At 63.2% G+C, this 25,957-nt stretch carries 25 protein-coding genes and 1 tRNA gene; 10 read left to right on the forward strand and 16 right to left on the reverse strand.

Features of this window, described 5'->3' with window-relative positions; genetic code table 11:
• The 4 genes from JSV08_08010 to dprA all read right to left on the reverse strand — a co-directional run.
• On the reverse strand, positions 1-566 hold a 566-nt coding region (locus JSV08_08010; protein UCF80445.1), incomplete at its 3' end, for a hypothetical protein.
• 72 nt (positions 567-638) lie between these two features.
• The gene (locus JSV08_08015; protein ID UCF80446.1) at positions 639-1,907 is read right to left on the reverse strand and encodes a CinA family nicotinamide mononucleotide deamidase-related protein; all 1,269 of its coding nucleotides are present in this window, start codon (positions 1,905-1,907) and stop codon (positions 639-641) included.
• Between the two features lie 72 nt (positions 1,908-1,979).
• Positions 1,980-4,340 carry a type I DNA topoisomerase gene (topA, locus tag JSV08_08020; protein ID UCF80447.1) on the reverse strand — a complete coding sequence of 787 codons (2,361 nt, stop codon included), beginning with the start codon at positions 4,338-4,340 and terminating at the stop codon, positions 1,980-1,982.
• A 6-nt stretch (positions 4,341-4,346) separates the two neighbouring features.
• Positions 4,347-5,516, reverse strand: coding sequence for a DNA-processing protein DprA (gene dprA, locus JSV08_08025; protein UCF80448.1), 1,170 nt, complete (start codon positions 5,514-5,516; stop codon positions 4,347-4,349).
• 125 nt (positions 5,517-5,641) lie between these two features.
• Here dprA and JSV08_08030 point away from each other — a divergent pair, with 125 nt between their 5' ends.
• Positions 5,642-6,280, forward strand: coding sequence for a DUF4013 domain-containing protein (locus tag JSV08_08030; GenBank protein UCF80449.1), 639 nt, complete (start codon positions 5,642-5,644; stop codon positions 6,278-6,280).
• Between the two features lie 81 nt (positions 6,281-6,361).
• Here the strand turns inward: JSV08_08030 and JSV08_08035 are convergent, their stop codons facing one another.
• Both JSV08_08035 and JSV08_08040 read right to left on the reverse strand, forming a co-directional pair.
• On the reverse strand, positions 6,362-7,408 hold the full coding sequence (locus JSV08_08035; protein ID UCF80450.1) for a deoxyguanosinetriphosphate triphosphohydrolase: 1,047 nt from the start codon (positions 7,406-7,408) through the stop codon (positions 6,362-6,364).
• Positions 7,409-7,473: 65 nt separating this feature from the next.
• Positions 7,474-8,898, reverse strand: coding sequence for a DUF4388 domain-containing protein (locus tag JSV08_08040; GenBank protein ID UCF80451.1), 1,425 nt, complete (start codon positions 8,896-8,898; stop codon positions 7,474-7,476).
• A gap of 156 nt (positions 8,899-9,054) precedes the next feature.
• Here JSV08_08040 and rpsA point away from each other — a divergent pair, with 156 nt between their 5' ends.
• The 9 genes from rpsA to JSV08_08085 all read left to right on the forward strand — a co-directional run bounded on the left by rpsA (position 9,055) and on the right by JSV08_08085 (position 16,153).
• Positions 9,055-10,857 carry a 30S ribosomal protein S1 gene (rpsA, locus tag JSV08_08045; protein ID UCF80452.1) on the forward strand — a complete coding sequence of 601 codons (1,803 nt, stop codon included), beginning with the start codon at positions 9,055-9,057 and terminating at the stop codon, positions 10,855-10,857.
• A gap of 12 nt (positions 10,858-10,869) precedes the next feature.
• Positions 10,870-11,178: an integration host factor subunit beta gene (locus JSV08_08050; GenBank protein ID UCF80453.1), complete on the forward strand. Its 309-nt coding sequence runs from the start codon at positions 10,870-10,872 to the stop codon at positions 11,176-11,178.
• On the forward strand, positions 11,156-12,043 hold the full coding sequence (locus tag JSV08_08055; protein ID UCF80454.1) for a purine-nucleoside phosphorylase: 888 nt from the start codon (positions 11,156-11,158) through the stop codon (positions 12,041-12,043). Before JSV08_08050 ends, JSV08_08055 begins: the two co-directional genes overlap by 23 nt.
• Positions 12,044-12,098: 55 nt before the next feature.
• The gene (locus JSV08_08060; protein ID UCF81864.1) at positions 12,099-12,338 is read left to right on the forward strand and encodes a sulfurtransferase TusA family protein; all 240 of its coding nucleotides are present in this window, start codon (positions 12,099-12,101) and stop codon (positions 12,336-12,338) included.
• The gene (locus JSV08_08065) at positions 12,338-13,018 is read left to right on the forward strand and encodes a septal ring lytic transglycosylase RlpA family protein (protein ID UCF80455.1); all 681 of its coding nucleotides are present in this window, start codon (positions 12,338-12,340) and stop codon (positions 13,016-13,018) included. Before JSV08_08060 ends, JSV08_08065 begins: the two co-directional genes overlap by 1 nt.
• Positions 13,018-13,941 carry an ABC transporter permease gene (locus JSV08_08070; protein ID UCF80456.1) on the forward strand — a complete coding sequence of 308 codons (924 nt, stop codon included), beginning with the start codon at positions 13,018-13,020 and terminating at the stop codon, positions 13,939-13,941. Before JSV08_08065 ends, JSV08_08070 begins: the two co-directional genes overlap by 1 nt.
• A 22-nt stretch (positions 13,942-13,963) precedes the next feature.
• Positions 13,964-14,785 carry an ABC transporter permease gene (locus JSV08_08075; GenBank protein UCF81865.1) on the forward strand — a complete coding sequence of 274 codons (822 nt, stop codon included), beginning with the start codon at positions 13,964-13,966 and terminating at the stop codon, positions 14,783-14,785.
• Between the two features lie 82 nt (positions 14,786-14,867).
• Positions 14,868-15,980, forward strand: coding sequence for a molecular chaperone DnaJ (dnaJ, locus tag JSV08_08080; protein ID UCF80457.1), 1,113 nt, complete (start codon positions 14,868-14,870; stop codon positions 15,978-15,980).
• Between the two features lie 97 nt (positions 15,981-16,077).
• A tRNA-Asn gene (locus tag JSV08_08085) sits at positions 16,078-16,153 on the forward strand.
• Between the two features lie 661 nt (positions 16,154-16,814).
• Here JSV08_08085 and JSV08_08090 read toward each other — a convergent pair.
• The 10 genes from JSV08_08090 to JSV08_08135 all read right to left on the reverse strand — a co-directional run bounded on the left by JSV08_08090 (position 16,815) and on the right by JSV08_08135 (position 25,914).
• Complete coding sequence (locus JSV08_08090; protein UCF80458.1) at positions 16,815-17,003, reverse strand: hypothetical protein; 189 nt, start codon at positions 17,001-17,003, stop codon at positions 16,815-16,817.
• 170 nt (positions 17,004-17,173) lie between these two features.
• On the reverse strand, positions 17,174-17,305 hold the full coding sequence (locus JSV08_08095) for a SelB C-terminal domain-containing protein (protein ID UCF81866.1): 132 nt from the start codon (positions 17,303-17,305) through the stop codon (positions 17,174-17,176).
• Positions 17,306-17,393: 88 nt separating this feature from the next.
• Complete coding sequence (gene katG, locus JSV08_08100; GenBank protein UCF80459.1) at positions 17,394-19,580, reverse strand: catalase/peroxidase HPI; 2,187 nt, start codon at positions 19,578-19,580, stop codon at positions 17,394-17,396.
• Between the two features lie 469 nt (positions 19,581-20,049).
• Complete coding sequence (gene selB, locus JSV08_08105) at positions 20,050-21,999, reverse strand: selenocysteine-specific translation elongation factor (protein ID UCF80460.1); 1,950 nt, start codon at positions 21,997-21,999, stop codon at positions 20,050-20,052.
• Between the two features lie 50 nt (positions 22,000-22,049).
• Complete coding sequence (locus tag JSV08_08110) at positions 22,050-22,721, reverse strand: FHA domain-containing protein (protein ID UCF80461.1); 672 nt, start codon at positions 22,719-22,721, stop codon at positions 22,050-22,052.
• A gap of 87 nt (positions 22,722-22,808) precedes the next feature.
• Positions 22,809-23,795 carry a HEAT repeat domain-containing protein gene (locus JSV08_08115; GenBank protein ID UCF80462.1) on the reverse strand — a complete coding sequence of 329 codons (987 nt, stop codon included), beginning with the start codon at positions 23,793-23,795 and terminating at the stop codon, positions 22,809-22,811.
• Between the two features lie 20 nt (positions 23,796-23,815).
• The gene (locus JSV08_08120) at positions 23,816-24,574 is read right to left on the reverse strand and encodes an NUDIX hydrolase (protein ID UCF80463.1); all 759 of its coding nucleotides are present in this window, start codon (positions 24,572-24,574) and stop codon (positions 23,816-23,818) included.
• Positions 24,564-24,971: an FxsA family protein gene (locus JSV08_08125; GenBank protein ID UCF80464.1), complete on the reverse strand. Its 408-nt coding sequence runs from the start codon at positions 24,969-24,971 to the stop codon at positions 24,564-24,566. Before JSV08_08125 ends, JSV08_08120 begins: the two co-directional genes overlap by 11 nt.
• 95 nt (positions 24,972-25,066) lie before the next feature.
• Positions 25,067-25,615: an FHA domain-containing protein gene (locus tag JSV08_08130; GenBank protein ID UCF80465.1), complete on the reverse strand. Its 549-nt coding sequence runs from the start codon at positions 25,613-25,615 to the stop codon at positions 25,067-25,069.
• The gene (locus JSV08_08135; GenBank protein UCF80466.1) at positions 25,612-25,914 is read right to left on the reverse strand and encodes a hypothetical protein; all 303 of its coding nucleotides are present in this window, start codon (positions 25,912-25,914) and stop codon (positions 25,612-25,614) included. Before JSV08_08135 ends, JSV08_08130 begins: the two co-directional genes overlap by 4 nt.
• Positions 25,915-25,957: the final 43 nt, after the last annotated feature.

The following is a 25,957-nucleotide window of genomic DNA, read 5'->3' on the forward strand; positions in this document are numbered from 1 at the left end:
AAAGGGGGTGGAAGCTCGCACATTCTGATTGTCTCTTTCGATACGTCCAGACCAAGGTTTCTCGCGCCGTCGCGGACTCCTGCATGCAGGAAAACCTCCGAAGGCTCCAGTCTGAGTTTCGCCCCGATGCGAAGCGCCGTATCGTAGACCGCAAGCTCCCCTATTCCGTCTATAGAGCCGATCTTTTTTAAAATCAGTTCATGCAATTCTTCAAAAGGTCGAGCGCTTCTTATTTCCTGAATCGCCGCACTAAGGCATTGATGGCTTTTCTTGAGTACCGAAACCGGAATTCTCCATTGGTGAAACAGCTTCTCACCATTCGGCCCCCTGGCAAGGGCGGCTAATTCAATTGCTTTTTCCAGCGTGGGTTGGCTGGAAAAATGGCGGAGCTCTTCTTCCGCAGGCTTTTGCCAGCGGCGAATATAATGGTTGACAATACGCGAGAGACTATTCAATTCACCTGGATCACCATTTCCTCCACACCCATCTTTTCTTCTCTTGCGTCTTCCGCATTGCGTGCTTCCGCCGGGCGGGCGGGTTCTTTTCTTTTTTCTGCGGGAGGTCATAACTTCCTCATTCTATCCCTCGCCTCCGCCCCGGACAAGCATTCCCTCTTGCTCAAGACCGTTGTGAAAACACTACCCTCGGCGGCGCTCCAGGGCGAGGCGGAGGGCGTTCAGGCACAAGGCCGCGGTGCGGCTCCTGACGGCGGCGCGGTCGCCCGGAAAGCGCGACGTCCACGAGCGGACGCCTCCCTTCCAGGCTATCGCCATGCAGACCGTCCCGCGAGGTTTTTTTCGAGTGCCGCCCCCCGGCCCGGCTATGCCCGTCGCCGAGAGCGCGTAGTCGGCGCCGAAGCGCCGCCGCGCCCCCCGCGCCATGGCGCGCGCCGTGGGCTCGCTCACGGAGCCGTGGTCGCGCAGAGTTTTTTTCGCCACGCCAAGGAGGCGTTCCTTCTCCCTCCCCGTGTAGGCCACGACGCCCCCGAGGAAGTACGCGGAGCTGCCCGCGACGGACGTTATGCGCTCGGAAAGAAGGCCCCCGGTGCAGGACTCGGCCACGGCGAGCGTCACCTTCCGCTTCTTGCAGAGTTTTCCGACGATTCCCTCTAGCGTGTCGCCGTCCTCGCCGAAGACGGCGCTCCCGAGCGCCCCGCGGTAGCGCCGCGCCTGGCGGCGCAGGGCCGCCCTGGCCTCGCGCTCCGTCGCGGCCTCCGCCTCAAGGTGAACGGAGATGGTTCCGCTGTGTGCCGTGTCCCCCACCCTCACCTCCGGCTCGACCGGAATCTTTTCCAGCATCGCGTCCATGTCCGCCTCGAGCATCCCGGCCACGTGGAGCGTCTTCTCGGGCGCGCGTTTTCCCTTTGGAAAGAGGCGGCGCAGGCGCGGCTCGACCTCGCGGGTGCAGAGGGCGCGGAACTCGCAGGGGACTCCGGGGAGCAGCACCACCACGACCCTGCCCGCGCGGCCCCAGAGCCCGGGCGCCGTGCCGTAGGGGTTTCGCAGTACCTCGAACCCCCGTGGCGCGAACGCCTGCTTTCTCAGGTTCGGCGCCCCCCTCCGGGTCTTCACCACCTTCTTCTCGATCCACGCGAGCGCCTTGCGGCTGAGCACGAGTTTTTTCCTCAAAGCGCGCGCCGCGGCCTCCACCGTCACGTCGTCCCGCGTCGGCCCCAGCCCCCCGCACACGACGAGAAGGCGCCCGCCGCTTGAGGAAGAGGCGGCGTTCATGCGGCGCACGCTCTCCGCGACGGCCCGCGCGATTGCCTTGCGGTCGTCGCCCACCACGGCCTTGCGCGTGAGCGAGATACCCAGCCTGCGTAGGCGCCCGGCCAGGAAAAGCGAATTGCTCTCCGTCTTGCGGGGCCCGAGAAGCTCGGACCCGGTGGCGAGAAACTCCGCGTTCATTGCCTGACCATGTTACTACGGGAAGCGGAAAACGTGCGAAGCGGCCCCTGCCCCGCCCTCTCGCGGAGCGGCTCACTTCAATTTCTTCTTATACTTGCACTTCTTCTCCCCGCAGAACTTCACCTTGCCCTCCTTCTTGGTCTCCTTGGTCAGGAGAAACGGCGCGGAGCACTTGGGACAAACCTCGGGGACGGGGCGGTAGTTCACGATGAACCTGCACTTCGGGTAGTTCGTGCAGCTGTAGAAGGGGCCGCGCTTCGAGGTGCGCTCGGCGAGCTCCCCGCCGCAGCCCTCCTCCGGACAGGGGACGCCCACCGTCTTGGGCTTTATGTACTTGCACTTGGGGTAGCCGCTGCACGAGACGAACCCGCCGAAGCGCCCCATGCGCTCGACGAGCTTCTTGCCGCACTTCGGGCACGCCTCGTCGAGCTCCTTCGGAGGCGCGGCCGGGCGGCCCGCCCCGGCGAGCGGCACGGTCGTCTTGCATTCCGGATAGCCCGTGCAGGCGTAGAATTTCCCATAGCGCCCGCTCCGGAGCTTCATCGCCTTGCCGCAGTTCTGGCAGGTGGGCGTTTCCTCGGAGGCGGGGGCTTCGTCCTCCCCCTCGGCGCCGGGCAGCTCCTTCGTGTTCTTGCACTCGGGATAGGCGGAGCAGGAGAGGAACTTCCCGAAGCGCCCGAAGCGGATGAGCATCTTCGCGCCGCACGTCTCGCACACCTCGTCGGTCTCCTCGACCGCCTTCGTCATGCCCTTCTCGGCCTTGGCGAGGTCGCGGGAGAATTTCTTGTAAAACCCCTCGAGCAGCTCCACCCAGTCGAGGTCCCCGTCCTCGATCTTGTCCAGCTCCTCCTCCATGCGGGCCGTGTAGCCGACGTCCATGAGGTCGGTGAACTGCCCGAGGAGCTTGTCCGTGACGAGGCAGCCGAGCTCCGTCGGCTTGAACTTGCCCTCCTCGCGCCCGACGTAGTCGCGGCCCTGAATCGTCGTGATAATGGCGGCGTACGTCGAGGGGCGGCCGATGCCGTTTGCTTCGAGCGCCTTGACGAGGGTCGCCTCGGTGTAGCGCGGCGGAGGCTGGGTGAAGTGCTGCTTCGGCGTAATATCCTTGAGCGCAAGCGTCTGCCCCCGCTCGAGCGGCGGCAGGACGAAGTCGTCCTTTTCCTTCACGGGCGGATGGACCTTCATGAAACCGTCGAAGCGGAGGACGGAGCCCTCGGCGCGCAGCAGGTAGTCGCCCGCGGAGATGGACGCCTTCGTCGCGTCGTAGCGCGCCGCGGCCATCTGCGAGGCGACGAACCGTTCCCAGACGAGGCGGTAGAGGCGGTAGTCATCCGCCTTGAGGTGCGCCTTGAGGCTCTGCGGCGTGCGGCGGACGTCGGTCGGGCGAATGGCCTCGTGCCCTTCCTGCGCCGCGCGGCGCGCCTTGTAACGGCGCGGCGCCCGGGAGACGTACTGCTTTCCGTACCGCTCCTCGATGAAGGAGCGCACGCCCTGGAGCGCCCCTTCCGAGACCCGCGGCGAGTCGGTGCGCATGTAGGTGATGAGGCCGACGCCGCCCTCGTCCGGAAGCTCGACGCCCTCGTAGAGGCGCTGGGCGACGCTCATCGTCCTTCGCACGGGAAGGCGGAGGCGCTTCGCGGCTTCCTGCTGCAGCGTGCTCGTGATGAACGGCGGCGACGGGACGGTGCGGCGCTCGCGCGATTTGACCTCCTCGACCCGTATGGTTTCCCTGCGAATCGCCGCCGCCGCGTCCCGAGCCTGCGCCTCATTTGCAATCTTGAGTTTTTCGCCGCGGAAGCGGTGCGCCTGCGCCTCGAACGTCTCGCCGGGCTTGGCTTCGAGCGCGGCGTGGATGGTCCAGTACTCCTCGACCTTGAAGGCCTCTATCTCGCGCTCGCGCTCCACTATCATCCGGAGCGCGACGCTCTGGACGCGGCCGGCGCTCAGGCCGCGCCGCACTTTTCTCCAAAGAAGCGGGCTTATCTTGTACCCGACGAGGCGGTCGAGAATGCGGCGCGCCTGCTGCGCTTCGATCTTGTGGTGGTCGAGCTTCTGGGGGTGTTTGAAGGCATGAGTTACGGCGTTTCGCGTGATTTCCTGAAACGACACGCGGTAGAATTTTTTTCCGTTTTTGAGCACCTCGGCCACGTGCCAGCCGATGGCCTCGCCCTCGCGGTCGGGGTCGGTCGCGAGGTAGACGGCGTCGGCGTTCGCGGCGGCCTTCTTCAGCTGGGCGATGACGTCCTTGCGGTCCTTGATGAGAACGTAACTGGGCTTGAACCCCTTCTCGACGTCCACCCCGAGCTCGCGCTTGGGCAGGTCGCGCACGTGGCCCATCGAGGCTTTTACCACGAAGCCCTTGCCGAGGTAGCGGTTGATCGTGCGCGCCTTGGCGGGCGATTCGACCACGACGAGGGATTTTTTCGGGGCCATCTTCTTTTAGGCCTTCCTCAGAAACAGCTTCCCCGGAAGCTGCTCCACGACGTCGCGTATCTCCATCGAGAGAAGGTGCGTCAGGAGGGTGCTGATGCTGAAGCCGGTCTTGAGGGCGAGGCTGTCGATGTGCACGGGGTCGGCGGGAGAAAGGTATTCGTAGATGGCTTCTTCCTCGGAGACCGTGAACTCGACCTTGGGCGCCGCCCCGTCTTTTCTTTCCTCGCCCGCCTCGAGTCCGAGCACCGGCAGATCGGCGGCGATGTCCTCCCACGTCTCTACCAGGACGGCTCCCTTTTTAAGAAGGAGGTTGCAGCCCTGGCTCGCCGGGGACGTGGCGGGGCCCGGAACGGCGAAAACGGAGCGGTTGTACTCCTCGGCCCACTTGGCCGTAATCAGGGCGCCGCTGCGCCTGGGCGCCTCGACGACGAGCACGCCCTGCCCGAGGCCCGCGATGATGCGGTTGCGCTTGGGAAAATGTGTCGACTCCGGGGGCGCGCCCGGGGGAAATTCCGTAACCACGGCGCCGCGCTTCGTAATCTCCGTCATCAGGTCCCGGTTCTCGGGAGGGTACGCCCGGTCGATGCCGCAGCCCAGGACGGCGACGGTCGTGCCGCCCTCCGCCTCCAGCGCCGCCCGGTGCGCCGCCGAGTCGACGCCGCGCGCGAGGCCGCTCACGATAGAGACGCCGCGCCGCGCGAGCTCGAATGCGACGTCGTGCGCCATCTTCTTGCCGTAGCTCGTCGCCCGGCGCGTTCCCACGACGGCCATGGCGCGCTCCTGCGCGAGCACATCGGCGTCTCCGCGCACGTAGAGGAAACTGGGAAAATCGTCCATTTCCTTCAAGAGGCGGGGATAGCTCTCTTCATGCCACGCGAGGATCCGCGCCCCGGCTTTCTTGGCCGCGGCCACGCGGCGCTCGGCCTCGCGCTCGGCTTCGCCGCGCCCGCTTCGGACGGCCCGGGCGGTCTTCTCCGGCAGGCGCTCCACGCGAAGAAGTTCCTTTACCGAGGCGCGGAACACGGCCTTCGGGGTCTCGAACTCGTCGAGAAGCCGCCGAAGGAACGTGTCGCCCACGCCCTCGACCGAGTGAAGCGCCATTAGGGAAGCAAGATCGTCCATGCGTTTTCCGTTCCGCTCCGCCCCGTTTGACAGGGCGGGGGTTTGAAACGCCATGATACAAAGCATGGGCGGCGAGTCAACAAACGCCGCGCCATGCCTCCCCGGGGCCGGAGCCGGATTCCTTGATTCCGGCGCTTCTCATGGGCTACACTTTCCCCCTGTTCCGGCAGGGCTTTCTTATGGCAGACACCACGCAGTCCGTAGACTTCGGCAGAGCGTTCTCCTTCGCCTTCGAGGACAAGGAGTGGGTCAAGAAAATTCTCATCGGGGGCGCCTTCTCTCTGCTCGCGCTCATCGTCCTCGGGTTGTTCGTCATTCTGGGCTACTGCAAGAAAGTCTTCCAGCTCCATGCCGAGAACGAGAAAGCCGGCCTGCCCGACTGGGAGCCCGGGGAAAACTTCATCGACGGGATCATCGTGTTCATCATAATCTTCCTTTACAACCTGCCGTGGGCGCTCGTGCTGGCCGTTCCCGGGATTGGATGCTGCCTGGCCCCGATGCTCCTTTTCCTGACCGTTTTTCTCCTGCCGGCGGGGCTCGCGCATTACTTCGATAGCGAGCAGTTCGGCGACGCCTTCGATTTCAAAAAAATTCTCCCCTTCATCCGCGAAAACCTGGGCAACTACATTCTCTACTACGTTATCGCGATCGTGGCCAGCCTGGCGAGCAACCTGGGCTTCCTCCTGCTCGTCGTCGGCATCATCTTCACGTCGTTTTGGTCCATGTTGGTCATGTGCCAGGCACTGGGGCAGGTCTGGCGGATTCACAAGGCCAGCCAGCCCCGGCGGGGCATGGAGCCTCAGCCCACGGCGACGTAGCTCGAAACTTGTCCTGCGGGACGCCGCACAGGGGCTCTGTCCTCGCGGGGCGAACCAGCCAGGGCTGCCTTTATTTTCCGCTCACAGCTTCCAGCCGCGCGGCATGAAGAGCTCTTCGTAAAGGTGTAGGGCGTAGCGGTCGGTCATGCCGGCCACGAAATCGAGCGTGCGGCGCGCCGCGGAATCACCTCGGGGGTAGGGCGCCGTGTACTTTTTGGGATTCTTGAGGGCATGCTCGTAAAGCGCCTCCAGGATGTGCTCCGTCTTCTCGAAATCCCGCGCCAGGCGGGGGTGCTCGTAGACGCGCTCGAAGAGAAAGGCCCGCATTCCCGTGACGGCCTCCAGCGTTTCGTCGCGCATCCGGATGCTCGCAAGATCGGCGGCGTGCGATTCGCGAACGATGTCGGTGACGACGTTCCGCAGGCGCGCGGAGACCGTGTCGCCGAGGAGCTTGCGGTATTTTTTGGGGATGTCGCCGGGGCGCAGAAAGCCCGCGCGGACGGCGTCGTCGGTGTCGTGGTTGACGTAGGCGATGATGTCGGCGGCGCGCACGATCTCGGCCTCGAGCGTCATGGCGCGCTCCTTCAGGATCTTCCCGCTCTTGCCCTTCGAGTGCTTGACGATGCCGTTCTTGACCTCGAGCGTCAGGTTCAGGCCACGCCCCTCGTTTTCCAGGCGTTCGACCACGCGCAGGCTTTGGACATCATGGCGGAAGCCCTTCCGCATATCCGCGGTGTCGGGGGAGTACGTTTTGACAAGGCGGTTGAGCACCTTTTCGCCGGCGTGGCCGAAGGGCGGGTGCCCGAGGTCATGGGCAAGGGCGACGGCTTCGGCCAAGTCCTCGTTGAGGCGCAGGGCGCGCGCGATGGTGCGGGCGATCTGGGCCACTTCGAGCGTGTGGGTCATGCGCGTGCGGTAATGGTCGCCCTCGGGGGAGAGGAACACCTGCGTTTTGTGCATGAGGCGGCGGAAGGCCTTCGTGTGGAGGATCCGGTCGCGGTCGCGCTGGAAGGCCGTCCGAATGGAGCAGGAGGCTTCGCGGCGGGCGCGGCGGGCCGAGGCGCTGCGCGCCGCGCGCGGATGGAGCGTCCGCTCCTCGACGGCCTCAAGCGTTCTGCGGATGGTCATGGAACGGTCGACAGTCGACGGTCAACGGTCGAGGGTCAAAAAAGGACCATCGACTATCGACCTTTTTATCCTTCTTCCTTCTCTTCGATGCGCTTCAGCCCCCGCTGGACGACCATCATGCGTGCCGGGTTTTTAAAGACTTTTTTGGCCGCCTCCAGCTCGGCCGCGACCAGGGCCTCGAGCCCATCCTTGTAGCCCCGGAGGGAGTGGCTCTTGATGTTCTGGACCAGAACGTCTTTGGGAAAAGCGCCGGAGTCGTCCGGGCGGGCGCTCTCGAAAAGGGGATGGTGCTCCCGGCCGAGCTGCCCGAGCGAATCGTCCAAGAATTGGGCGACGCCGTCTCCCAGCTCGGACTTCAGGACGGAGTGAAGAAACGCGTGTTTTTCGTTGAAGCGCTCGACGGCCTTCTCGAGGGCGCCCGTGGGAAAATCGGGCTCGGCCGCAGGCTTGGCGTCAATGCTTGCCTCTATGGCGTCGAGGTCCACCGCATCGGAATCCTGGTCAGGCTCCGCGGGCTCTCCCACGCTCTTCAGGAGCTCGTCCCGAATCTTTTTGGGATCGTCCACAAGTTCAATTTTGTCCGGGACTTCCTCGTCCTCCTCCATCGCTACTTCTACTTCTACTTCTTCTTCAGAGGCTGCCTCTTCAGAGACTGCTTCTTCAGGGGCCGTTTCCTCCTCGTCATCCAGCTTGGTGGGGATAGCTACCGTCAGGTCCTCCGTCTCTTTGGGCTCCGCGAGGGCCTCGCCCAGGAGCTCGCTCACCTCCGCCTCCATGGCGTCGCGGTGGTTGACGAGGCCCATAATTTGGTAGGACCAGAGGAGTCTGCAAGCTTCGAAATCGGAGAATTTCGTGTTTTCCAGGATTTTCCCCAGCATACGGCACGACTTGACCGACTCGAGGAGCTGGAGCTCGCCCTTCGTGAGCGCGACGCCCTTGAGGCGCTCCTCACAGCCGGGGGCGAGCTCGTAGACCGAGTCCAGCTTGCCGACGGCCTCTGTTATGCGGCTCCATCGGGTGATGCGCTTGATGCCTTCGAGAATCAAGTCGGGGGTGCCGATGTTGAGCGTGATGACCTCCTTCGAGGGCAGCGTCCCGATCTCGAAACGGTACTTTCCCTCCGTCCAGGTGAAGAGCTTGAAAATAATTTCCTTGACCTGCTCGATGACGTAGTGGTAGAGGTCCTGGGCGTTGAGGTAGCCGAGCTCCACGATGACGGTGCCAAGGCGCTTGCCGGGGCGAATGTGGCTGGCGGCCTTTTCGGACTGCGCGTAGGTGAGCTTGCCGTGTTGGAGAAGAAGCTCGCCCAAGCGGTCGTCGACGTCGTTCGACGAAGCGAACGTCACCTGGCCCTTCGAGATGTAGATGGAGGCGGTGACCTTGCCGCGCGTAAGGTAAAGCGTGCCCGTCTCGCCCGTGCGGCAGATGGAGTACATGAGTTTGGCGAGGTTCGATTCCTCGAGATTGCCCTCCAGACGAAGTTCGGCCATGTTGGGTGCCTCTTATGCAGTCGATGGTAACGGAAGGCGCAGGGCGTGTCAAGAGCACGGAAAACGACGCGCCCGCGTTTGACATGACCCGGAGAGCCGTGTAAGATAGATATCTTCCCTCCTAGGGAAAATATCGACATCCAAAGGAATTGCTGAATGGATTTAACGGAGAACAAGGAACAAGACAAAGAAACACAAACCAAGGAAAAACCCGACCCCGCTTCGGCGGGGCGAGCGAGCGAGACCTCTCTGGACTTCGCGGAGATGCTCGAACGCTACGCGAGTGACGCCAGCCACTTTAACATAGGAGCACTTTGCAAGGGGCGCGTGGTGGCGATTCGAAGTCAGGATGCGCTCGTTGATATCGGCTACAAATCCGAAGGCGTGGTGCCTCTTGAGGAGTTCCAAGATCTAAGCGGACAGGTAACCATCAAGGAGGGCGACGAAGTCGACGTCATCATCGAGGTTCTGGCCGATGCGGAAACGGGGGCCTCGATCCGACTTTCCCATCGCAAAGCCTACCAGGCCAAGGTATGGGAGGAGATCGAGGAAGCATGGAAGGAGGGCAAGACGGTGCGGGGACGCATCGTGGAGAACATCCGTGGAGGTTTTTTGGTCGACCTGGGGGTGCGCGGATTCTTGCCCGGCTCGCTGGTGGACATCAAAAAGGCGGCGGACATGAACGAGTACATCGACCAGGAGGTGGAGCTCAAGGTCATTAAAGTGAGTCGCCGCCGCGACAACGTCGTCGTGTCCCGCCGCGCCGTCCTGGAGGCGGAGGAGGAGCGCATACACCGCGAGCTCTTCGAGCGGCTCGAGATCGGAAAAATCGTCAAGGGCACGATCAAGAACCTCGTCGATTACGGCGCCTTCGTGGACCTCGGAGGCGTGGACGGCCTCCTCCACATCAGCGACATGGCCTGGAAGCACGTCGTGCACCCGAGCGAGTTTTTCACCCAGGGACAGGAGGTGGAGGTCATGGTGTTGAATTTGGACGAGAATACGGGAAAAATCTCCTTGGGATACAAGCAGAAGACGCGCGATCCCTGGGAGACCGTCGAGGAAAAATACCCCAAAGGGAGCCGCGTTTCCGGCAAGGTCGTAAGCCTCAAGGACTTCGGCGCGTTCGTGGAGCTCGAAAACGGTATCGAGGGACTCATCCACATTTCCGAGATGTCGTGGACGAAGCGCATCCGCCATCCGAACCAGCTTCTCAAGCAGAACGAAAAGGTGGAGGTTCAGATTCTGGACTACGATCCCGAGAAGCGGCGCCTCTCTCTGGGCCTGCGCCAGCTCGAGCCCAATCCCTGGCAGGAATTTGAGCGCAAGCACCAGCCCGGGGAGCGCGTGAAGGGCCGGGTTAAAAGCCTGGTCGAGTTCGGGGCTTTCGTCGAGCTCGAGGAAGGGGTCGACGGGTTGGTCCACGTCTCGGACATTTCCTGGACCGAGAACGTTCGCCACCCGTCGCAGGCGCTCAAAAAGGGCCAGGAGGTCGAGGCCGTGGTTCTGGGCATGGACGCGGCCAACGGACGCATCTCCCTGGGCATCAAGCAGCTTGAGCCCAACGCGTGGGACAAATTCTTTGAATCCCACAAGGTGGGCGACATGGTCACGGGCCGGGTCACGCGCCTCGCCGAGTTCGGCGCGTTCGTGGAGCTTGCGGAAGGGGTGGAAGGTTTGGCGCACATCTCGGAGCTTGCCGATTACCACATCAACAAGCCGTCCGAAGTCGTGCGGGTGGGAGACGAGATCGATGTGCGAATCCTCCGCATGAGCCGCGAGGAGCGGAAGATCGGCTTAAGCTACAAGAAGCTTGAAGCGGCGCCTCCGGAAGCGGAAAAGGAAGGGCGGAAGAAAAAAGAGACGCCGGAGGAGGCCGAAGCGGCCGCGGAAGGCCGCTTTCGGCTGGGCGACCTGTTTGGCAAGGCGCTGGGGCGTTTCACCAAGCGCGGAAGCTGAGGAAGGACTCCAATGACCAAGTCCGACTTAATCGAAGCGATTGTGGGCAACTCCACGCTCTCGGTGCGCCATGCCAAGATTATCGTGGACACGTTCCTGGAAACGCTGGCGAAGGCCCTCTCCCAGGAGAAGCACGTCGAGCTCCGCGGCTTCGGCACGTTCGGCACCCGACGGCGCCGTCCCCGCCTGGGACGCAACCCCCGCACCGGGATGCGCGTTTCCGTTCCCGCGAAGCGAATTCCCTATTTCAAGCCGGGGCGCATCCTGAAGGCGCGCCTCAATTCTCCCACCCAGGGGAGTGGCGAAAAGAAAAAGGACTAGCGCCCCCGGCAGCGCCCGCCCGGCCTTCGCGCCACGGGGGCGCACGTTCGGTTCCGCCGTCACGCTCCTGCGCAAAAAACTCGCCCGCCGCCGGGGAGCGACCGCGCCTCGCGCGGCCGTTCTCCTGGGCTCGGGAATGAGCGGCGCGCTTTCCCGCCTCGATGGGGCGTTCTCCGTTCCATACGAAAAGCTTGCGGGATTTCCCGCAGCCCGTGTCGAGGGACACGCGGGCCGCCTTGACTGCGGCGACGCCAACGGCGTGCCGGTCGTCGTTTTCCGCGGCCGCTTCCACCTCTACGAGGGCCGCACGCCGGCGGAGGTGGCCGCGCCCGTCCGGCTGGCCAAGGCTCTGGGCGCGAGCGTCTTCATCCAGGCGAGCGCCGCGGGAGGCATCGGAAAGGGTTTCCTACCGGGCTCGCTTGCGCTGGTGCGCGACCATATCAACTTCACGGGGAGCGACCCGCTCGCAAGCGTTCCTATGGAAAAGCGCCGGCCGCCTTTTCTCGACATGAGCGAGGCTTACGCCCCCGCGCTCCGCGCCCGCGCGAAGGAGGCGGCGCGAAGCGTGAAGATTCCCCTCAAGGAAGGCGTGCTCGCCGTCACTCACGGCCCCACGTACGAGACGCCCGCCGAGGTCCGGCGCCTCGGGCGCGCGGGCGCCCACGCCGTGTGCATGTCGGGGCTGTGCGAGAGCGTCTTCGCCCGCGCCCTGGGACTTCCGACGCTCTTTTTCCTCGTCATCACGAACCGCGCAGCAGGGCTCTCAAGAAAGAAGCTCGCGCACGAGGACGTGCTCCGGCGGGCCGAGGCCGCACAGGGCAGGCTCTCGCGGCTGCTCGAGGCGCTATTGCCGCTTTTTCAGTAGCCCGGCCGGATGCCCGGTTTTGATTCCGCGAAAAACCTCCTCTATTCTTATGCGTATGACGTCGGAGAAGCCGGACGCCACGCTCGACACGCTGGGGTTTCTGTGCCCCGTGCCCATCATCAAGGCGGCCAAGCGGATGAAAGCGATGCAGGTGGGACAGATACTGGAAATTCTTTCGGACGACGCCGGAATCGAGGAGGACATGCCCGCCTGGTGCCGCTCCCACGGGCAGGGCTACCTGGGGCTTGAGAAGGAGGAAACCATGTACCGCGTCCTCGTGAAAAAGCTGAAGTGATGAAGACGAGCGCCTTTTCTTTCCTTTTCGCGCTCCTCCTGCCGGTCGTGGGCGGCGCGGGGTGCGTCTGGCGCGTCAGCCAGCCGCCGCCTAGGAAGGCTCCTCCCTCTCCCGCTCCCGTCTCCGAGGGCTGGCGGGAAGAAGGCATCGCCTCGTGGTACGGCAAGCCGTTCCACGGGCGCAGGACCGCGAGCGGGGAAATTTACGACATGCACAAGATGACCGCTGCCCATCGGACGCTTCCTTTCCAGACCATGGTGCGCGTGACGAACCGCACGAACGGGCGCTCGACCACGGTGCGAATCACCGACCGCGGCCCGTTCATAAAGGGGCGCATCATCGATCTTTCGCGCGCAGCGGCGAAGGAGCTCGACATGATCGTCTCGGGCACGGCGCCCGTCGTCGTGCAGGTCATTTCGGGCCGAACGCCCGCGCCGTCTCCTTCTTCCCCGAGCGCCCGGAGCGGATACACCGTGCAGGCGGGGGCTTTCTCGCTGCGCGAGAACGCCGAGCGTTTTCGCCGGGAGCTGGAGGCGCATTTTCGAAATGTTTACGTCACGGCGTTCGAGGACGTGTGGCGCGTGCGCGTGGGCCCCTACTCAAGCGAGGACGAGGCTTACCGCGCCCAGGCGCGCCTCCTCGCCATGGGACACGATGCGTTCGTGACCGTGGAAGACTGATGGCCGCCTACGTCGCGCGCCGTCTGCTTCTCGCAGTCCCCACGGCCTGGGGCGCGGCGACGGCCGTCTTTTTTCTGCTCCATCTCATTCCGGGCAATCCCGCCGCCCTGATGCTCGGCGAGGGCGCGCGCGGCGAGGACGTCGCCGCGCTCGAGGCCCGGCTGGGCCTCGACGAGCCGCTTGCGGCGCAGTACGGGAAATTCCTCCTGCGCACGCTCCGCGGCGACTTCGGGGTCTCGTTCCGGTACGAGGCGCCGGTCGCGGCGCTCATCTGGGAGAAATTTCCGGCGACGGCGGAGCTCGCGGGCGCGAGCTTTCTTTTCGCCGTGGCGCTCGCGTTCGCGATGGGAGTCTTCTCGGCGGCCCGGCGCGGCGGCCCGGCCGACTACACGACGCTCGGCTTTTCTCTCGCATGCATTTCCTTCCCCACGTTCGGGCTGGGCCCGCTCCTCCTCTACGCGTTCTCCCTCCGCCTCGACCTCTTCCCGGTCTCGGGCCGGGGGACGCTCCTTCATCTCGTGCTTCCCGCCGTGACGCTTGGGCTCGCGTTCGCGGCGGTGCTCGGCCGTCTGCTTCGCGCCTCGCTCCTCGAAGCGCTGTCCGACGACTACATCCGCACGGCGCGCGCGAAGGGCCTTCCCCATGCGGCGGTGTTCCTCCGCCACGCGCTCCGGAACGCGCTCCTTCCGGCCGTGACCCTGATGGGCCTTCAGCTCGGGCACCTCTTCACGGGCGCCATCATAACGGAAACCATCTTCTCGTGGCCGGGCGTCGGAAGGCTCCTCTTCCAGAGCATCCAGTTCCGCGACTATCCGGCCGTGCAGGGCATCGTGCTCTTCATGGCCCTGGTCTATATCTGCGTAAACCTGGCGACGGACCTGACGTACGCCGTGCTCGACCCGCGGCTGCGCAAGGTCTCTTGAGGGAGGCGGCGTGCTTCGAAGAATCTTCAAACGTCCTTTCGCCGCCGCGGGCGCGCTGCTCGGCGCGGTCGTGGTGGCGGGGGCGATTCTCGCGCCCTGGATTGCGGCCCATTCTCCCTACGAGGTTCGCATCGAGGAGCGCCTTGCGGGGCCGAGCATGGAGCATCCCTTCGGCACCGACGAGTCGGGTCGCGACGTACTTGCCCGGGTGCTCTTCGGCGCGCGCACGTCGCTCACGGTGGGCGTGGCCGTGGTGCTCCTTGCCTCCATCGGGGGGGCGGTGGCCGGAGGCCTGGCGGCCTTCCTCGGGGGCGCCGCGGACGAGGCGCTCCAGCGCCTCGTGGACATGCTGATGGCGTTTCCCGGGATCCTGCTGGTCATCGCGCTCGCCTCGGTGCTGGGCCCGGGCGTCCACCACACCGTGTTCGCGCTCGCCGCGACGGGCTGGGTGGGGTTTGCGCGCCTCATGCGGGCCCAGGTGCTGCGGCTCAAGACGCTTGAGTTTTGCGAGGCGGCGCGGGCGCTCGGCGCCTCGCGGAAAAGAATCCTTTTCCTTCACATCTTCCCCGGCGCCCTCGCGCCCATCCTGGTGCAGGCGTCGCTCGCCATGGCGGCCGTCATCATGGCCGAGTCGTCGCTTTCCTTCCTGGGCCTGGGCGTCGCGCCGCCCGAGCCTTCCTGGGGAGAGATGCTCGCCTCGGCCCGCGACCACATGGCGGGAGCGCCGCATCTGATGGTCTTCCCCACGCTCGCCATCATGCTGAGCGTCGCCGCCTTCTACGCCCTCGGCGAGGGCCTGCGCGAGGCGCTCGACCCCAAGGACGAGCTTGCCTACCGGGCGTAGCCCCACGCTGAGGGCGCCCGCCTCGCCGCTTTGCAATCCCCTCCCCGCGTGCTATGCTTTTTCTTGAGAAGCGAACAATCCTATGCCACGTGACTACTACGAAACCCTAGGCATCTCCCGGAGCGCGTCGCTGCAGGACATCCGGCGCGCCTACAAGAAGCTCGCGCGCAAGTTTCATCCCGACCTCAACCCCGGCGACAAGGCCGCCGAGGCGCGCTTCAAGGAAATTTCCGAGGCCTACGCCGTGCTCGGCGATTCGAAGAAGCGCCGCGAGTACGACCGCTTCGGCCGCGTCGCACAGGGCCAGGCCGGCCCTGACGTGCACTTCGAGGGGTTCGACTTCGACCCGTTCGGCGGGTTCGGGCGCGGCGGCGGTCTGGGCGACCTCTTCGGCGACATGTTCGGGCGCATGGGAGGCCCACGCCCTCGCCGCGAGGCTGGCCCGCGGGACGGGGAGGACCTGACGGCGACCGTGCGGCTCAGCTTCGAGGAGGCGGTCCGCGGCGCGGAGCGCGAGGTGCGCGTCGATAGCCTGGCGTCGTGCGGGCGGTGCGGCGGCCACGGGCGCGTGGGCCGCTCGCGCGAGTCCACCTGCCCATCGTGCGGCGGCTCGGGGCGCGCGGTCGTAAGCCACGGCCACCTGAGCTTCTCGCAAACGTGCGTCGACTGCAGCGGCACGGGGCGCGTCGCGGGCGAGGCGTGCGGCGAGTGCGGCGCCGTGGGGCGCGTGCCCCGCACTGAGACGCTGCGCGTCAAGATTCCCGCGGGCGTGGGCACGGGCGCGCGCGTTCGCGTGGCCGGCAAGGGAAACGGCGGCCTGCGCGGCGGGCGCGCGGGCGACCTCTACGTCGTCGTCTCCGTCGAGGAGCATCCTTTCTTTAAACGCGTCGGCCATCACCTCGAGTGCGAGGTTCCCCTCACCGTGACGGAGGCGGCGCTCGGGGCGAAGATCGAGGTGCCCACCCCCCACGGCGTTACGCGAATGAAAGTGCCTCCCGGCACGCAGAGCGGCCAGGTGTTCCGCCTGCGCGAGAAGGGCCTTCCCGCGCTCGGCGGCTCCCGGCGCGGCGACCTCCTGGTAAAGGCCAGCATTGTGGTGCCGCGCCTCCGCGACGAGCGCTCGAAAGAGATTCTCAAGGAGCTGGAAGAGCTCAACCCCGAGGACCCGAGGGAGGGGCTGAAGAAGTATTTCTAGAGGCGGCGGGTTGGAGGAGGGAATCGGCTTTCACAAAGCCGTACTAAAGGCGTTCTTCGACCGCACGAATTCTTGTGCTATACTTACTTGGAGGAATTCCGCGGTAGCTCAGCTGGTAGAGCAGGTGGCTGTTAACCACCGGGTCGGGGGTTCGAGTCCCTCCCGCGGAGCCACTTTTATGGTCGGGGCCCCGCCCAAAGGTCGGGGTAAAGCTACGCTCCAAGGGGCTTGTCCCGAGAAAGTCGGGATTCGAGTCCCTCCCGCGGAGCCACTTTTATGGTCGGGGTAAAGCTACGCTCCAAGGGGCTTGTTCCGACAAAGTCGGGATTCGAGTCCCTCCCGCGGAGCCAGCATACTATCCACTACACCCGGAAGTGGTTGACAGGGGCGGTGAAACACTTCTAATCAGGTCCAAACGTAATAGATTTAAACTTAATAAATGGACAGTCCGAATATGACGTGTCTGTAATCTCTTCATCCCCTCCAGTCGGCACTACAGTGAATGATTTTCGGCAAGTGTGAACCTCACCATCTTTGGTCCATGTATCTATCCAAGTTAAAACCCTGGATCCATTGCCGAGCGTTTCGATTGTGTCGGGGGATCCCATTTCCCAATACAATTCACTGACTGTGCGTCCTTCCCACGACCTCATATCCTTGAACGTAGTCGTGCAACCTGCAATAAAAACCAAGAACAACACCGATAACTTCTTCACAAGTCCTCCGTACATTTTTTGCTTTTAGTTAGCCATGCCCAACTTGTTTCTCCGTGCGCAACAATAAAAAGCCCCCAACGAACGAAATTTCCAAGCGGGCCTTCTGCCCGCGTTTTTCCTATTTACGCTTTAATTCCTTATAAAAATAAATTCTAAAGCCTTCCTCTTGTACGAAGCCATTGGGCTCCCATCCTTTGCTCAGGATCGTATCTGTAATCATCGCCATATTAATTCCTGCTGGATCTTGTAATTTATCAGACACCTTGAGTTTGAAATCATTTGCATTCCCTGTAAATGCATCAATCATGGCGTTTGCCTCTTCTATACTTTCAACAACTTAATGCGTCATACGACTGACCTGCCTCCATGTATTGTACCATCCTCACGGCAGCCGGCTCCATATCCACTTCGCTACCGGAAGCCAAATTTCTTCGAGCCGCGGAATACCAACTCGGCAAGAGCCGTAAACCGCGCTCCCTACCCTTTTTTCCTCTCCGCCAGGCGGCGCGAGTCGCCGCGGCGCTCGGTGATGCTCGAGCGGTCGAGGTGCTCCAGAAGGGGGATGGCATGCTTGCGGCTCAGGCCGGTCTTCCGGTTGCCAGCTTGAATGTCCGATAAGGGCGGGAACGAATTTAAAGGTGGTCGAAAATAGGGCCACCGTTTCCCTTAAAAGGTCGATAGGACTTTACTGCCACAATCAGCCGAGGTCGAAGCGGTCAAGGTTCATTACCTTGTTCCAGGCCGCTATAAAGTCGTGCAGGAACTTCTCCTCTGAGTCCTCACATCCATAGACTTCCGCCAATGCCCTGAGCTGGGAGTTCGAGCCGAAGATGAGATCGACACGGGTGCCGGTCCACTTTACTTCGCCCGTCGAGCGGTCGCGGCCTTCGAACAGGTCTTCGCTTTCCGATGTCGCTTTCCACTCGGTGCTCATGTCGAGCAAATTCACGAAGAAGTCATTGGTCAGCATCTCCGGCCGTGTGGTGAAGACGCCGTGCTTTGACTGTCCGAAGTTGGCATTCAAGACGCGCATTCCGCCAATCAGGACCGTCATCTCGGGAGCAGTCAGGGCCAAGAGTTGCGCCCGGTCAACCAGCATCTCCTCTGCCGAGACGGCGTATTTCTTCTTCTGGTAGTTGCGGAACCCGTCCGCGTACGGTTCGAGTACCTGGAATGAATCCACGTGGGTTTGCTCCTGCGACGCATCTGTACGCCCGGGCGTGAAGGGTACGGTCACATCGTGACCCGCGTTCTTGGCAGCTTGCTCAACGCCTGCGCTTCCGCCCAGCACGATCAGGTCTGCGAGTGAGACCTTCTTGTCGCCTGACTGAGCTTCGTTGAACTCCTTCTTGATGCCTTCGAGGACACCCAGCACTTTCGCGAGTTGTTCGGGCTGGTTAACCTCCCAGTCTTTCTGCGGAGCGAGACGAATGCGAGACCCGTTGGCGCCGCCGCGCTTGTCAGAGCCGCGGAAGGTGGATGCCGACGCCCAGGCGGTCGATACAAGTTCCGAGACGGACAGTCCCGAGGCAAGGATCTTGCCTTTGAGGTCCACAATATCCTTCTCGTCGATCAGCTCGTGATCTACCGCGGACACCGGATCCTGCCAAATGAGTTCTTCTTCCGGCACTTCCGGACCGAGATAGCGCGAGCGGGGTCCCATGTCGCGATGGGTCAGCTTGAACCACGCCCTGGCAAAGGCGTCCGCGAATTCTTCGGGGTTATTCAGGTAGCGCTTCGCGATCGGTTCGTAGATCGGGTCGAAGCGGAGGGAAAGATCCGCCGTGGTCATCATCGGCCTGTGTTTCTTTGACGGGTCGTGCGCATCAACCACCATGTCCTCTTCTTCCACGTCCTTGGCCAGCCACTGATGCGCGCCAGCCGGGCTCTTGGTGAGTTCCCACTCGTATTTGAACAGCACCTTCAAATAGCCCATGTCCCATTCAGTAGGGTTCGGCTTCCAGGCGCCCTCGATGCCGCTGCTGATCGTATCACCGCCTTTGCCGCTCTTGAAATTGCTCTTCCAGCCGAAACCCTGCTCTTCTATGGGTGCACCTTCAGGTTCTGGACCCACATGCGACGCCGGGCCGGAGCCGTGAGCCTTGCCGAAAGTGTGACCGCCCGCCACGAGCGCGACGGTCTCTTCGTCGTTCATGGCCATGCGCGCGAAGGTTTCGCGCACATCGCGACCCGAAGCGACCGGATCCGGGTTGCCGTTCGGCCCTTCCGGGTTCACGTAGATCAGGCCCATCTGCACGGCTGCGAGGGGATTTTCGAGGTCCCGGTCGCCGGAGTAGCGGTTGTCGCCAAGCCACTCTGTCTCGGTGCCCCAGTAGATGTCCTCTTCTGGCTCGTAGATGTCCTCCCGGCCACCGCCGAAGCCGAAGGTCTTAAATCCCATCGACTCAAGCGCGCAATTACCGGCAAGGATCATGAGGTCGGCCCAGGAGATCTTATTGCCGTATTTCCGCTTGATTGGCCAGAGAAGCCTACGCGCCTTGTCGAGGTTCACGTTGTCCGGCCAGCTGTTCAAGGGCGCCAAGCGCTGATTGCCAGACCCGGCTCCGCCACGGCCGTCGCCCATGCGGTAAGTGCCCGCGCTGTGCCAGGCCATACGAATGAAGAGCCCACCATAGTGACCGTAGTCGGCCGGCCACCAGTCTTGCGAGTCGGTCATCAGCGCATAGAGATCCTTTTTCACGGCCGCCAGATCGAGTTTTTTGAACTCTTCAGCGTAGTTGAAATCTTCGCCCATCGGGTTGGATTTGGAAGAGTGCTGGTGCAGAATGTTAAGATTCAACCGATTCGGCCACCAGTCCCGGTTAGACGTGCCGCCGCCGGCAATGGGATTGTTCCTCGGGCCCTTTTTGCTGTTGTCATTCATTTCGAAACCCTTTTTTGACACTTTCAATATCAAATCCCAAATTGGAATGTTATCCTAAATAAAAAAGTACATTAAAAATTGAACTCCTGTCAACATTAGACTGAAATTATGCGGCAACCTGCCCTCATTTAGTTAGTTTTCCACTTGCTCAATCTATTGATCTCCCTACCTTCCCTGCAAGACTACGCTTTAAATTGACCCACGACCGAGGCGGATCGGCGGGACAGCAGTAACATTAGAATTGTGAGATTTGAAATGTGGGCCTAATTTATCCCAGATTGTTTGGTCAAGTGCCTATTGGTTATCAGTAAGCTGCTGGAATGCTGTCAGTTGTTCCTTATGATTTTCGATTATGGTGATATGCCTGAACGCCCGTTCAGTAACCGGGGACATTAGTCGAGCCAACTTATCCTCTTTTTCGAGTTGCGGGATAATACCCGGCCCAGTAAGAACCGTAAACCGCGCTCCCCTACCCTTTTTTCCTCTCCGCCAGGCGGCGCGAGTCGCCGCGGCGCTCGGTGACACCCGAGCGGTCGAGGTGCTCCAGAAGGGGGATGGCATGCTTGCGGCTCAGGCCGGTCAGCGTCTTGAAGTCCGCCACGCTGAAGAGCGGCTTTCGCCCCGCGAGGTCGCGCAGCTTCTTGCTTAGGTCTTCGAGCGAGTCGCGGTGCGCGGCGTAGCCTTCCTGGATGCGCACGAGCACGCCGCTCCGCAGAAGGTAATGAAAAATTTCCCTGCCCTCCTTGCCGTAAGGCTCGTAGAGCGCCTCGGGAGCGGGCGGGGCGAGGCCGGCTTTCAGGAAAGCCGCTTCGAGCTTGGCGGCCGTGCCCTGCTGCTCCTTCGAGAAACCCGCGGAGAACGACGAAAGCCGCACCCCCTCGGGGGAAAGGGCGAGCAGGCCTTCCTTTTCCCATTGCCCCAAAAGCGCCTCGAAGGCTTCCTGAGACACGGCGCGGGCGACCCGGCGGCGGAGCGCCTCCCGCGGCATCCCGCCCCGCAGGGGGTTACCCTCGTGGAACGAGCGAAGAATTTTCTCGGCGGCCCCGCGGAGTTCTTCCAAGACTTCCGCGGCGAACGCGCGCCTTCCGACGAGCGCCGTCTCCGAGCGCGTCGCGCGTCGGAGCAAGCCCTGCACTTCCTCCTCTTTCAGCCCCAGGCGGGAGGCAAGCTCCCCGAGCGCGAGGCCGCGCGCCTTCGCCCGGCGGACGAACAACGAGGCGAGCGACTCGCGCGGCGGAGCGGGCGCCGCTCCAGAGGAGGGTGATTCCGTTTTTCCCTCCGGGAGCGCGCGTAAATAATTTTTCGTCTCCACGCGGCGCTCGCGCGCGGGGGGGCGGTTGTCCAGGATCACGCCGCCCCCCACGGTGAGCATGGGCGAATGGCGGCGAAGGACGAAGCGCTCGCCCGCGAAAAAAACCCGCTCGCGCTCGAGGCGGATGCGGGCGAGGAAAGGGCGCCCCGAAACGACTTCCTCCTCCGGCTCTTCCTCCGTCAAAGACCAGAGGCGCCCTATCGTCTCGCTCGACGCGTGATGGAAGCGAACGGTCATTCCCCGGCGGGGAATTTTTTTCTGTTCCGTCCCGGCGAGAAAGACCACGCGCGCGTCCAGGCTGCGCGAGGGCGCGGCCTGCGCCCCTTCCACGAGCATATCGCCGCGGGCGAGAGCGTCCGCGGCGACGCCGTGAAGGTTTAGGGCCGCGCGCTGGCCGGCCCGGGCGCACGGGACTTTTCGGCCGTGCACCTCGACGCTACGCACGCGCGTCTCGACACCCTGCGGCAGGACCCGGAGCGTCGCGCCCTCGCGCACCTCGCCGGCCATGACCGTGCCCGTGACCACGGTACCGAAGCCCTTGATGCTGAAGACACGGTCCGCGGGAAGGCGGAAGAATCCCTCCGGCGCGCGCTCGGGAATTTTTTGCGACACGTCCAGGAGCGCGCGGCGCAAGTTCTCCACGCCCTGCCCGGAGAGCGAGTCCACCGGGACGACGGGCGATTTTTCCAGAAACGTTCCGCGCACGAGGTCCCGGACTTCCTCCCGCGCGAGGGCCAGGATGTCCTCGTCGACGAGGCCGGCCTTCGTGATCGCGACGGCGCCGTGGCGAACGCCCGCGAGCGACGCGATGTGGAAATGCTCGCGCGTCTGCGGCTTGACGGACTCGTCGGCGGCCACGACCAGAAGGACCGCGTCCACGCCGCCCACGCCGGCGAGCATGTTTTTTATGAAATCCTCGTGGCCCGGCACGTCCACGAAGGAAAGCGACGTTTCGTCCGCCTCGAGGTGGGCGAAGCCCAGGTCGATGGTAATGCCGCGCGCTTTCTCCTCGGGCAGACGGTCGGCGTCGATTCCCGTGAGCGCCTTGAGGAGCGCCGTCTTTCCATGGTCGATGTGGCCGGACGTGGCCCAGAGGACGTAGCGCATGGGCTACATAAGGAAGCGCGGAGCGAGAGGCTGTTGCTTCGGGTTTCCCGTCACATTCTTCCGAACGGCGTGCCGGACTTCTCCACCATAAAGACTAAGGTCGTGTGGCCCAACCGGATGCGGTCGCCGTGTTCCATGGTAGCCTTGTCGATGCGCGTTCCATTAATGAACGTACCGTTCGTGCTGCCGAGGTCGAAGGCGCGGAACCCGCTCTGGCGGTGCTCCACGCGGCAGTGCGTGCCCGAGATCCCGGCGTCGGCGATGACGATGTCGTTCCGCTCGGAGCGGCCGATGTTGGTGTTGTCCAGAAGCTTCAGGGGGTAATGGATGCTTTTGCCGCCCTGGTCGAGAACGAGAAAGGCGTGGCGGATCGGGGTCGTCGTGTCGGACGGCGAGGCGCTTGCCTCGAGGGCCCGTTGGATGCTGCGGCGGCCTATGTGCTCCGTGGACTGGAATCCGCAGTAGGGACAGGCGGCAAACCACGCCCTGAACCGCCGGTGGCAGCTGCGGCATCGGCGCGTCGTCAACCTCCACGTGGCGTAGTACCCTCCGGCGAAGAGAGCGGCGAAGACCAGGAGGGTCAGCGCGCAGTAGAGAATCCATGAACCCGGCAAGCTCGGAGCAGCCGCTGCCCCTTCCTCGTGTTCCTGGGCGAGGGCCGCGCACGCCGCCCCCAGGAGCGAAGCAAGTAAAAACCGCCGCCAAGATGGTTTTCGAGCCATGGCTCTCACGTTCCGCAAGAATTATAGAACGCTTTCACGTTCTACGCCACTTTCATGATTTGACCGGCGCGAAAAGCGCGGCGAAGTTCAGGAATTTCCGCTGCGGCCCTTGTTCTTCAGGCTGCCGACCACCCTTTCGATGAACTTGTACATCCTGGGATTTTCCTCTTCCTCAAGGGCCTTCCACAGCGCATCCATCGCCTTGTCTCCCCCGATTTCTCCCAGGGCCGTCACCGCACTTTTTCGAACAATCACTTTCTTGTCACCGAGGGCCTTCGCTAAGGATGGAACGACAGAAGCGTCTCCAATTCTTCCCAGGGCCTCCGCGGCTTTTTCTCGAACACCCTCTCTCTCGTCCCGAAGGGCTTCTATCAAGGATGGAACAGTCGAGGTGTCTCCAATTTTCCCCAGGGCTTCCGCGGCGAACCGGCGAACGTTATCCTCCTCATCCTTAATGCTCTCGAGCGCAAGCTTAAGTCCCACCGGCTCCCCAAGCTGCCCAAGCGCCCCGGCCGCCACAAGCTGCAGCCTCGGCTGCTCATGATCAAGGGCCTCCATGAGAGGAACCACCGCTTTGGAATCTCCAATTTCTCCGAGCGACCTCGCCGCCATTACGCGCGTGTCTCCGCGCTCACCCTCATCCCTCAGGATTTCAACCAGAAGGGGCACAGCCGAGGAAGCTTTCATTTTCCCCAAGGCCCTCACCGCCATCAAGCGCTTGCCTCTCCCTTTGCTGTCCTCAAGAACCTCGATGAACACCGGCACACAGTCAGGGTGGGCTATATTTTCCAACGCCTGAAGCACCTCTCCTTGCACAGCGCGTGACTTATCCTCGGTGAGTTTGCTCAGGGCGGGAATGGCCGAAATTTCCCTCATTTGTCCGAGGCCGCGTGCCGCCTTCCTGCGCGTTTCCGCATCTTCACTCTTGAGCATGCCAAGATACCTTTGCACCTGGGAACCCGTCTCGCCGGAGCTCGGCTCGCTCTTGGGCTTGTCCTCCTGCGAAAACGCGGAAAGCGCGGGCCAGAGCAGCGCTGCGACACAAACAAGACAAAACAACTTTCGGCTTGCCATGGTTATGTATTCATGTTGCCTTACTTGGAACTGGAGCGCAACAGTCTTTCCTTAAGCCGCCGAAACCCTATTTCGAGTTTTGGATCTTCGAAGGTGCCGCGGGCGCACAGGGCGATGGCCCGATCAAGCTCGAAGAAGTGAAGCGAGGCCCCCTCCTCGCCCCGCTCGGCGGCCGGCGCCCGGACGATGCGCGGCTGCGGCGGAATTTCCGCACAGAAGAGGTGAATTTTTTCCGTGCTCTGGCCGTGGGAGGGAAAGAACCCGGCGCCCAGACGCTTGAGGGCGGAGGGAGAAACCGTGAGCCCGGTTTCTTCTCGAATTTCCCGGCTCATCCGCCGCCTGAGGCCCTGCCAGCCGCGGTCGCCCGGCTCGACGCTCCCGGCCACGGCTTCATACACCCCGGCGCGCGGCCGCTCGGCTGCGGCAAGCGGGCGAAAGCGCCTCGAAACGAGGCTTGCGCGAAACGCCCGGCGCACCCCGACGAAGATGCTCTTCGCCCCCGCTCGTGCGGGCAACTCGGGCTTGCGGAAGTAAAGAACGCAGGCCACGCTGTCGGTGCCCGGGCGGTGCACGACCTCGACGGTGTAGGGCTTCGAGGAAAAACCCTCGCGGTAGCGGTTGCGCGCCGTGATTCGCTCAAGGCTCAGGAAGCGCGTGCCCGAAAGAGCGCGGCGCCGGAGAATTTCAACGTCCGAAACGCGCCCCGCCCCGGTGCATGCGCCGGAACGAAGGCGCCCGACTCTGCGGCGGGGTCGGGATTTCGCCCGCCTATCCCTCATCGTCCACCTCCCATGTCCAGGCGGTCGGATGAACGACCATGCGGGACAGAAAGCGGCGCTTGAGGTATTTTCGAATCGCGTCGCGCACGGACGGAAGAAGAAGCGCCAAGCCCGCGCCGTCGGTCAGGACGCCCGGCGTGATGAGGAGAAGTCCTGCGGCGAAGATGAGCGCCGCGTCGAACAGACGGGCGACGGGCGGAACGCCGCGCACCAAATCGTCGCGGAGCTTTTGGAGCGTATGCAGTCCAGTGAGCCGCGCCAGATAAGCCCCTAGGGCTCCCGTAAGCACCACAAGACCGAGCGTCGGCCAGGCTCCCAGCCGTTGGCCGATCTCCAGAAGAAGCGCAAGCTCGGCCAAGGGAACGAGCGTAAAGAGCAGAAAGAGGCGGAACAGCATCGCGGATTTAGCAGTGCGAATTCAGCGCTATGCAAAACGGGATTGCTTCGTCGCAGAGCCCCGACGCCCTTGCGTCGGGGATGGGCTCCTCACAATTACGACCCGCGCCGCTCGATGTCGAGGCGTATCGCCGTGTAGCCGAGTCGAAGCGTGTCTCCATGCTCGACCTTGGCCTGGGAGACAAGCATGTCGTTCACAAAGGTGCCGTTCGTGGAAGCCAGGTCCCGCAGAAGGAGGTAGCGGTCGCCGTAGACTTCGAGCACGGCGTGCTTGCGCGAAATCTGGAGGTCCCGAAGATCGATGTCCCCCGCCCCGCGGCCGAGCGTGATGCGGCTCTTCGTAACTTCCAGCGTCTCGCCCTGCCGGGTGCCGTTCAGCACATGAAGCGTGATTCGCAGATGGGCGGGGAGCTCGAGAACGCCCAGGAGGTTTTCCTCTCCCGTTTCGGCGGGGACCGTGTCCTCCCCCGCCAGGGTGCTTTCGCCCTGGGGAAGATCCTCGCGGGGAATGCTTACGGTGGAGCCCGGCAGCGGGTGGAACGAGAACGAGAACGTGCAGAACGGGCACGCGATCCGCTTGCCGTCGTCGATGCCGCGCACGCGCCAGGACGCGTCGCACTGGGGACACTTGGCGAGCATAGTCACAGAGAGAGAAACTCCTTCACGGACGAGCCCACAATCTGCTCGAATGTCTGCTGCATGGAACGGCCGCCGCCGCTCGCTTCGTCAAGAATAATCTTTTCGATTCTCAGTATCGGAAAAAACACGGTGGTCAGACCGATAGCCGCCTCGGCGCGCGCCGCGACCTGCCGGCACCAATCGTCAAACGAGGCAATGTCCAGGCCGCGCAGGGTTGTCCCCGCAGGCGTGATATCCTGCAGCGCACCCCAATAACGCTCCTTGGGATTCACCAGATACACCACAACGAAGGATCCGGGTTTCATCTTTCCTCTACCGAGTTTGTAAGATATAAAGTATAGCTCCATC

Source organism: Acidobacteriota bacterium (assembly GCA_020349885.1).
Classification (GTDB): domain Bacteria; phylum Acidobacteriota.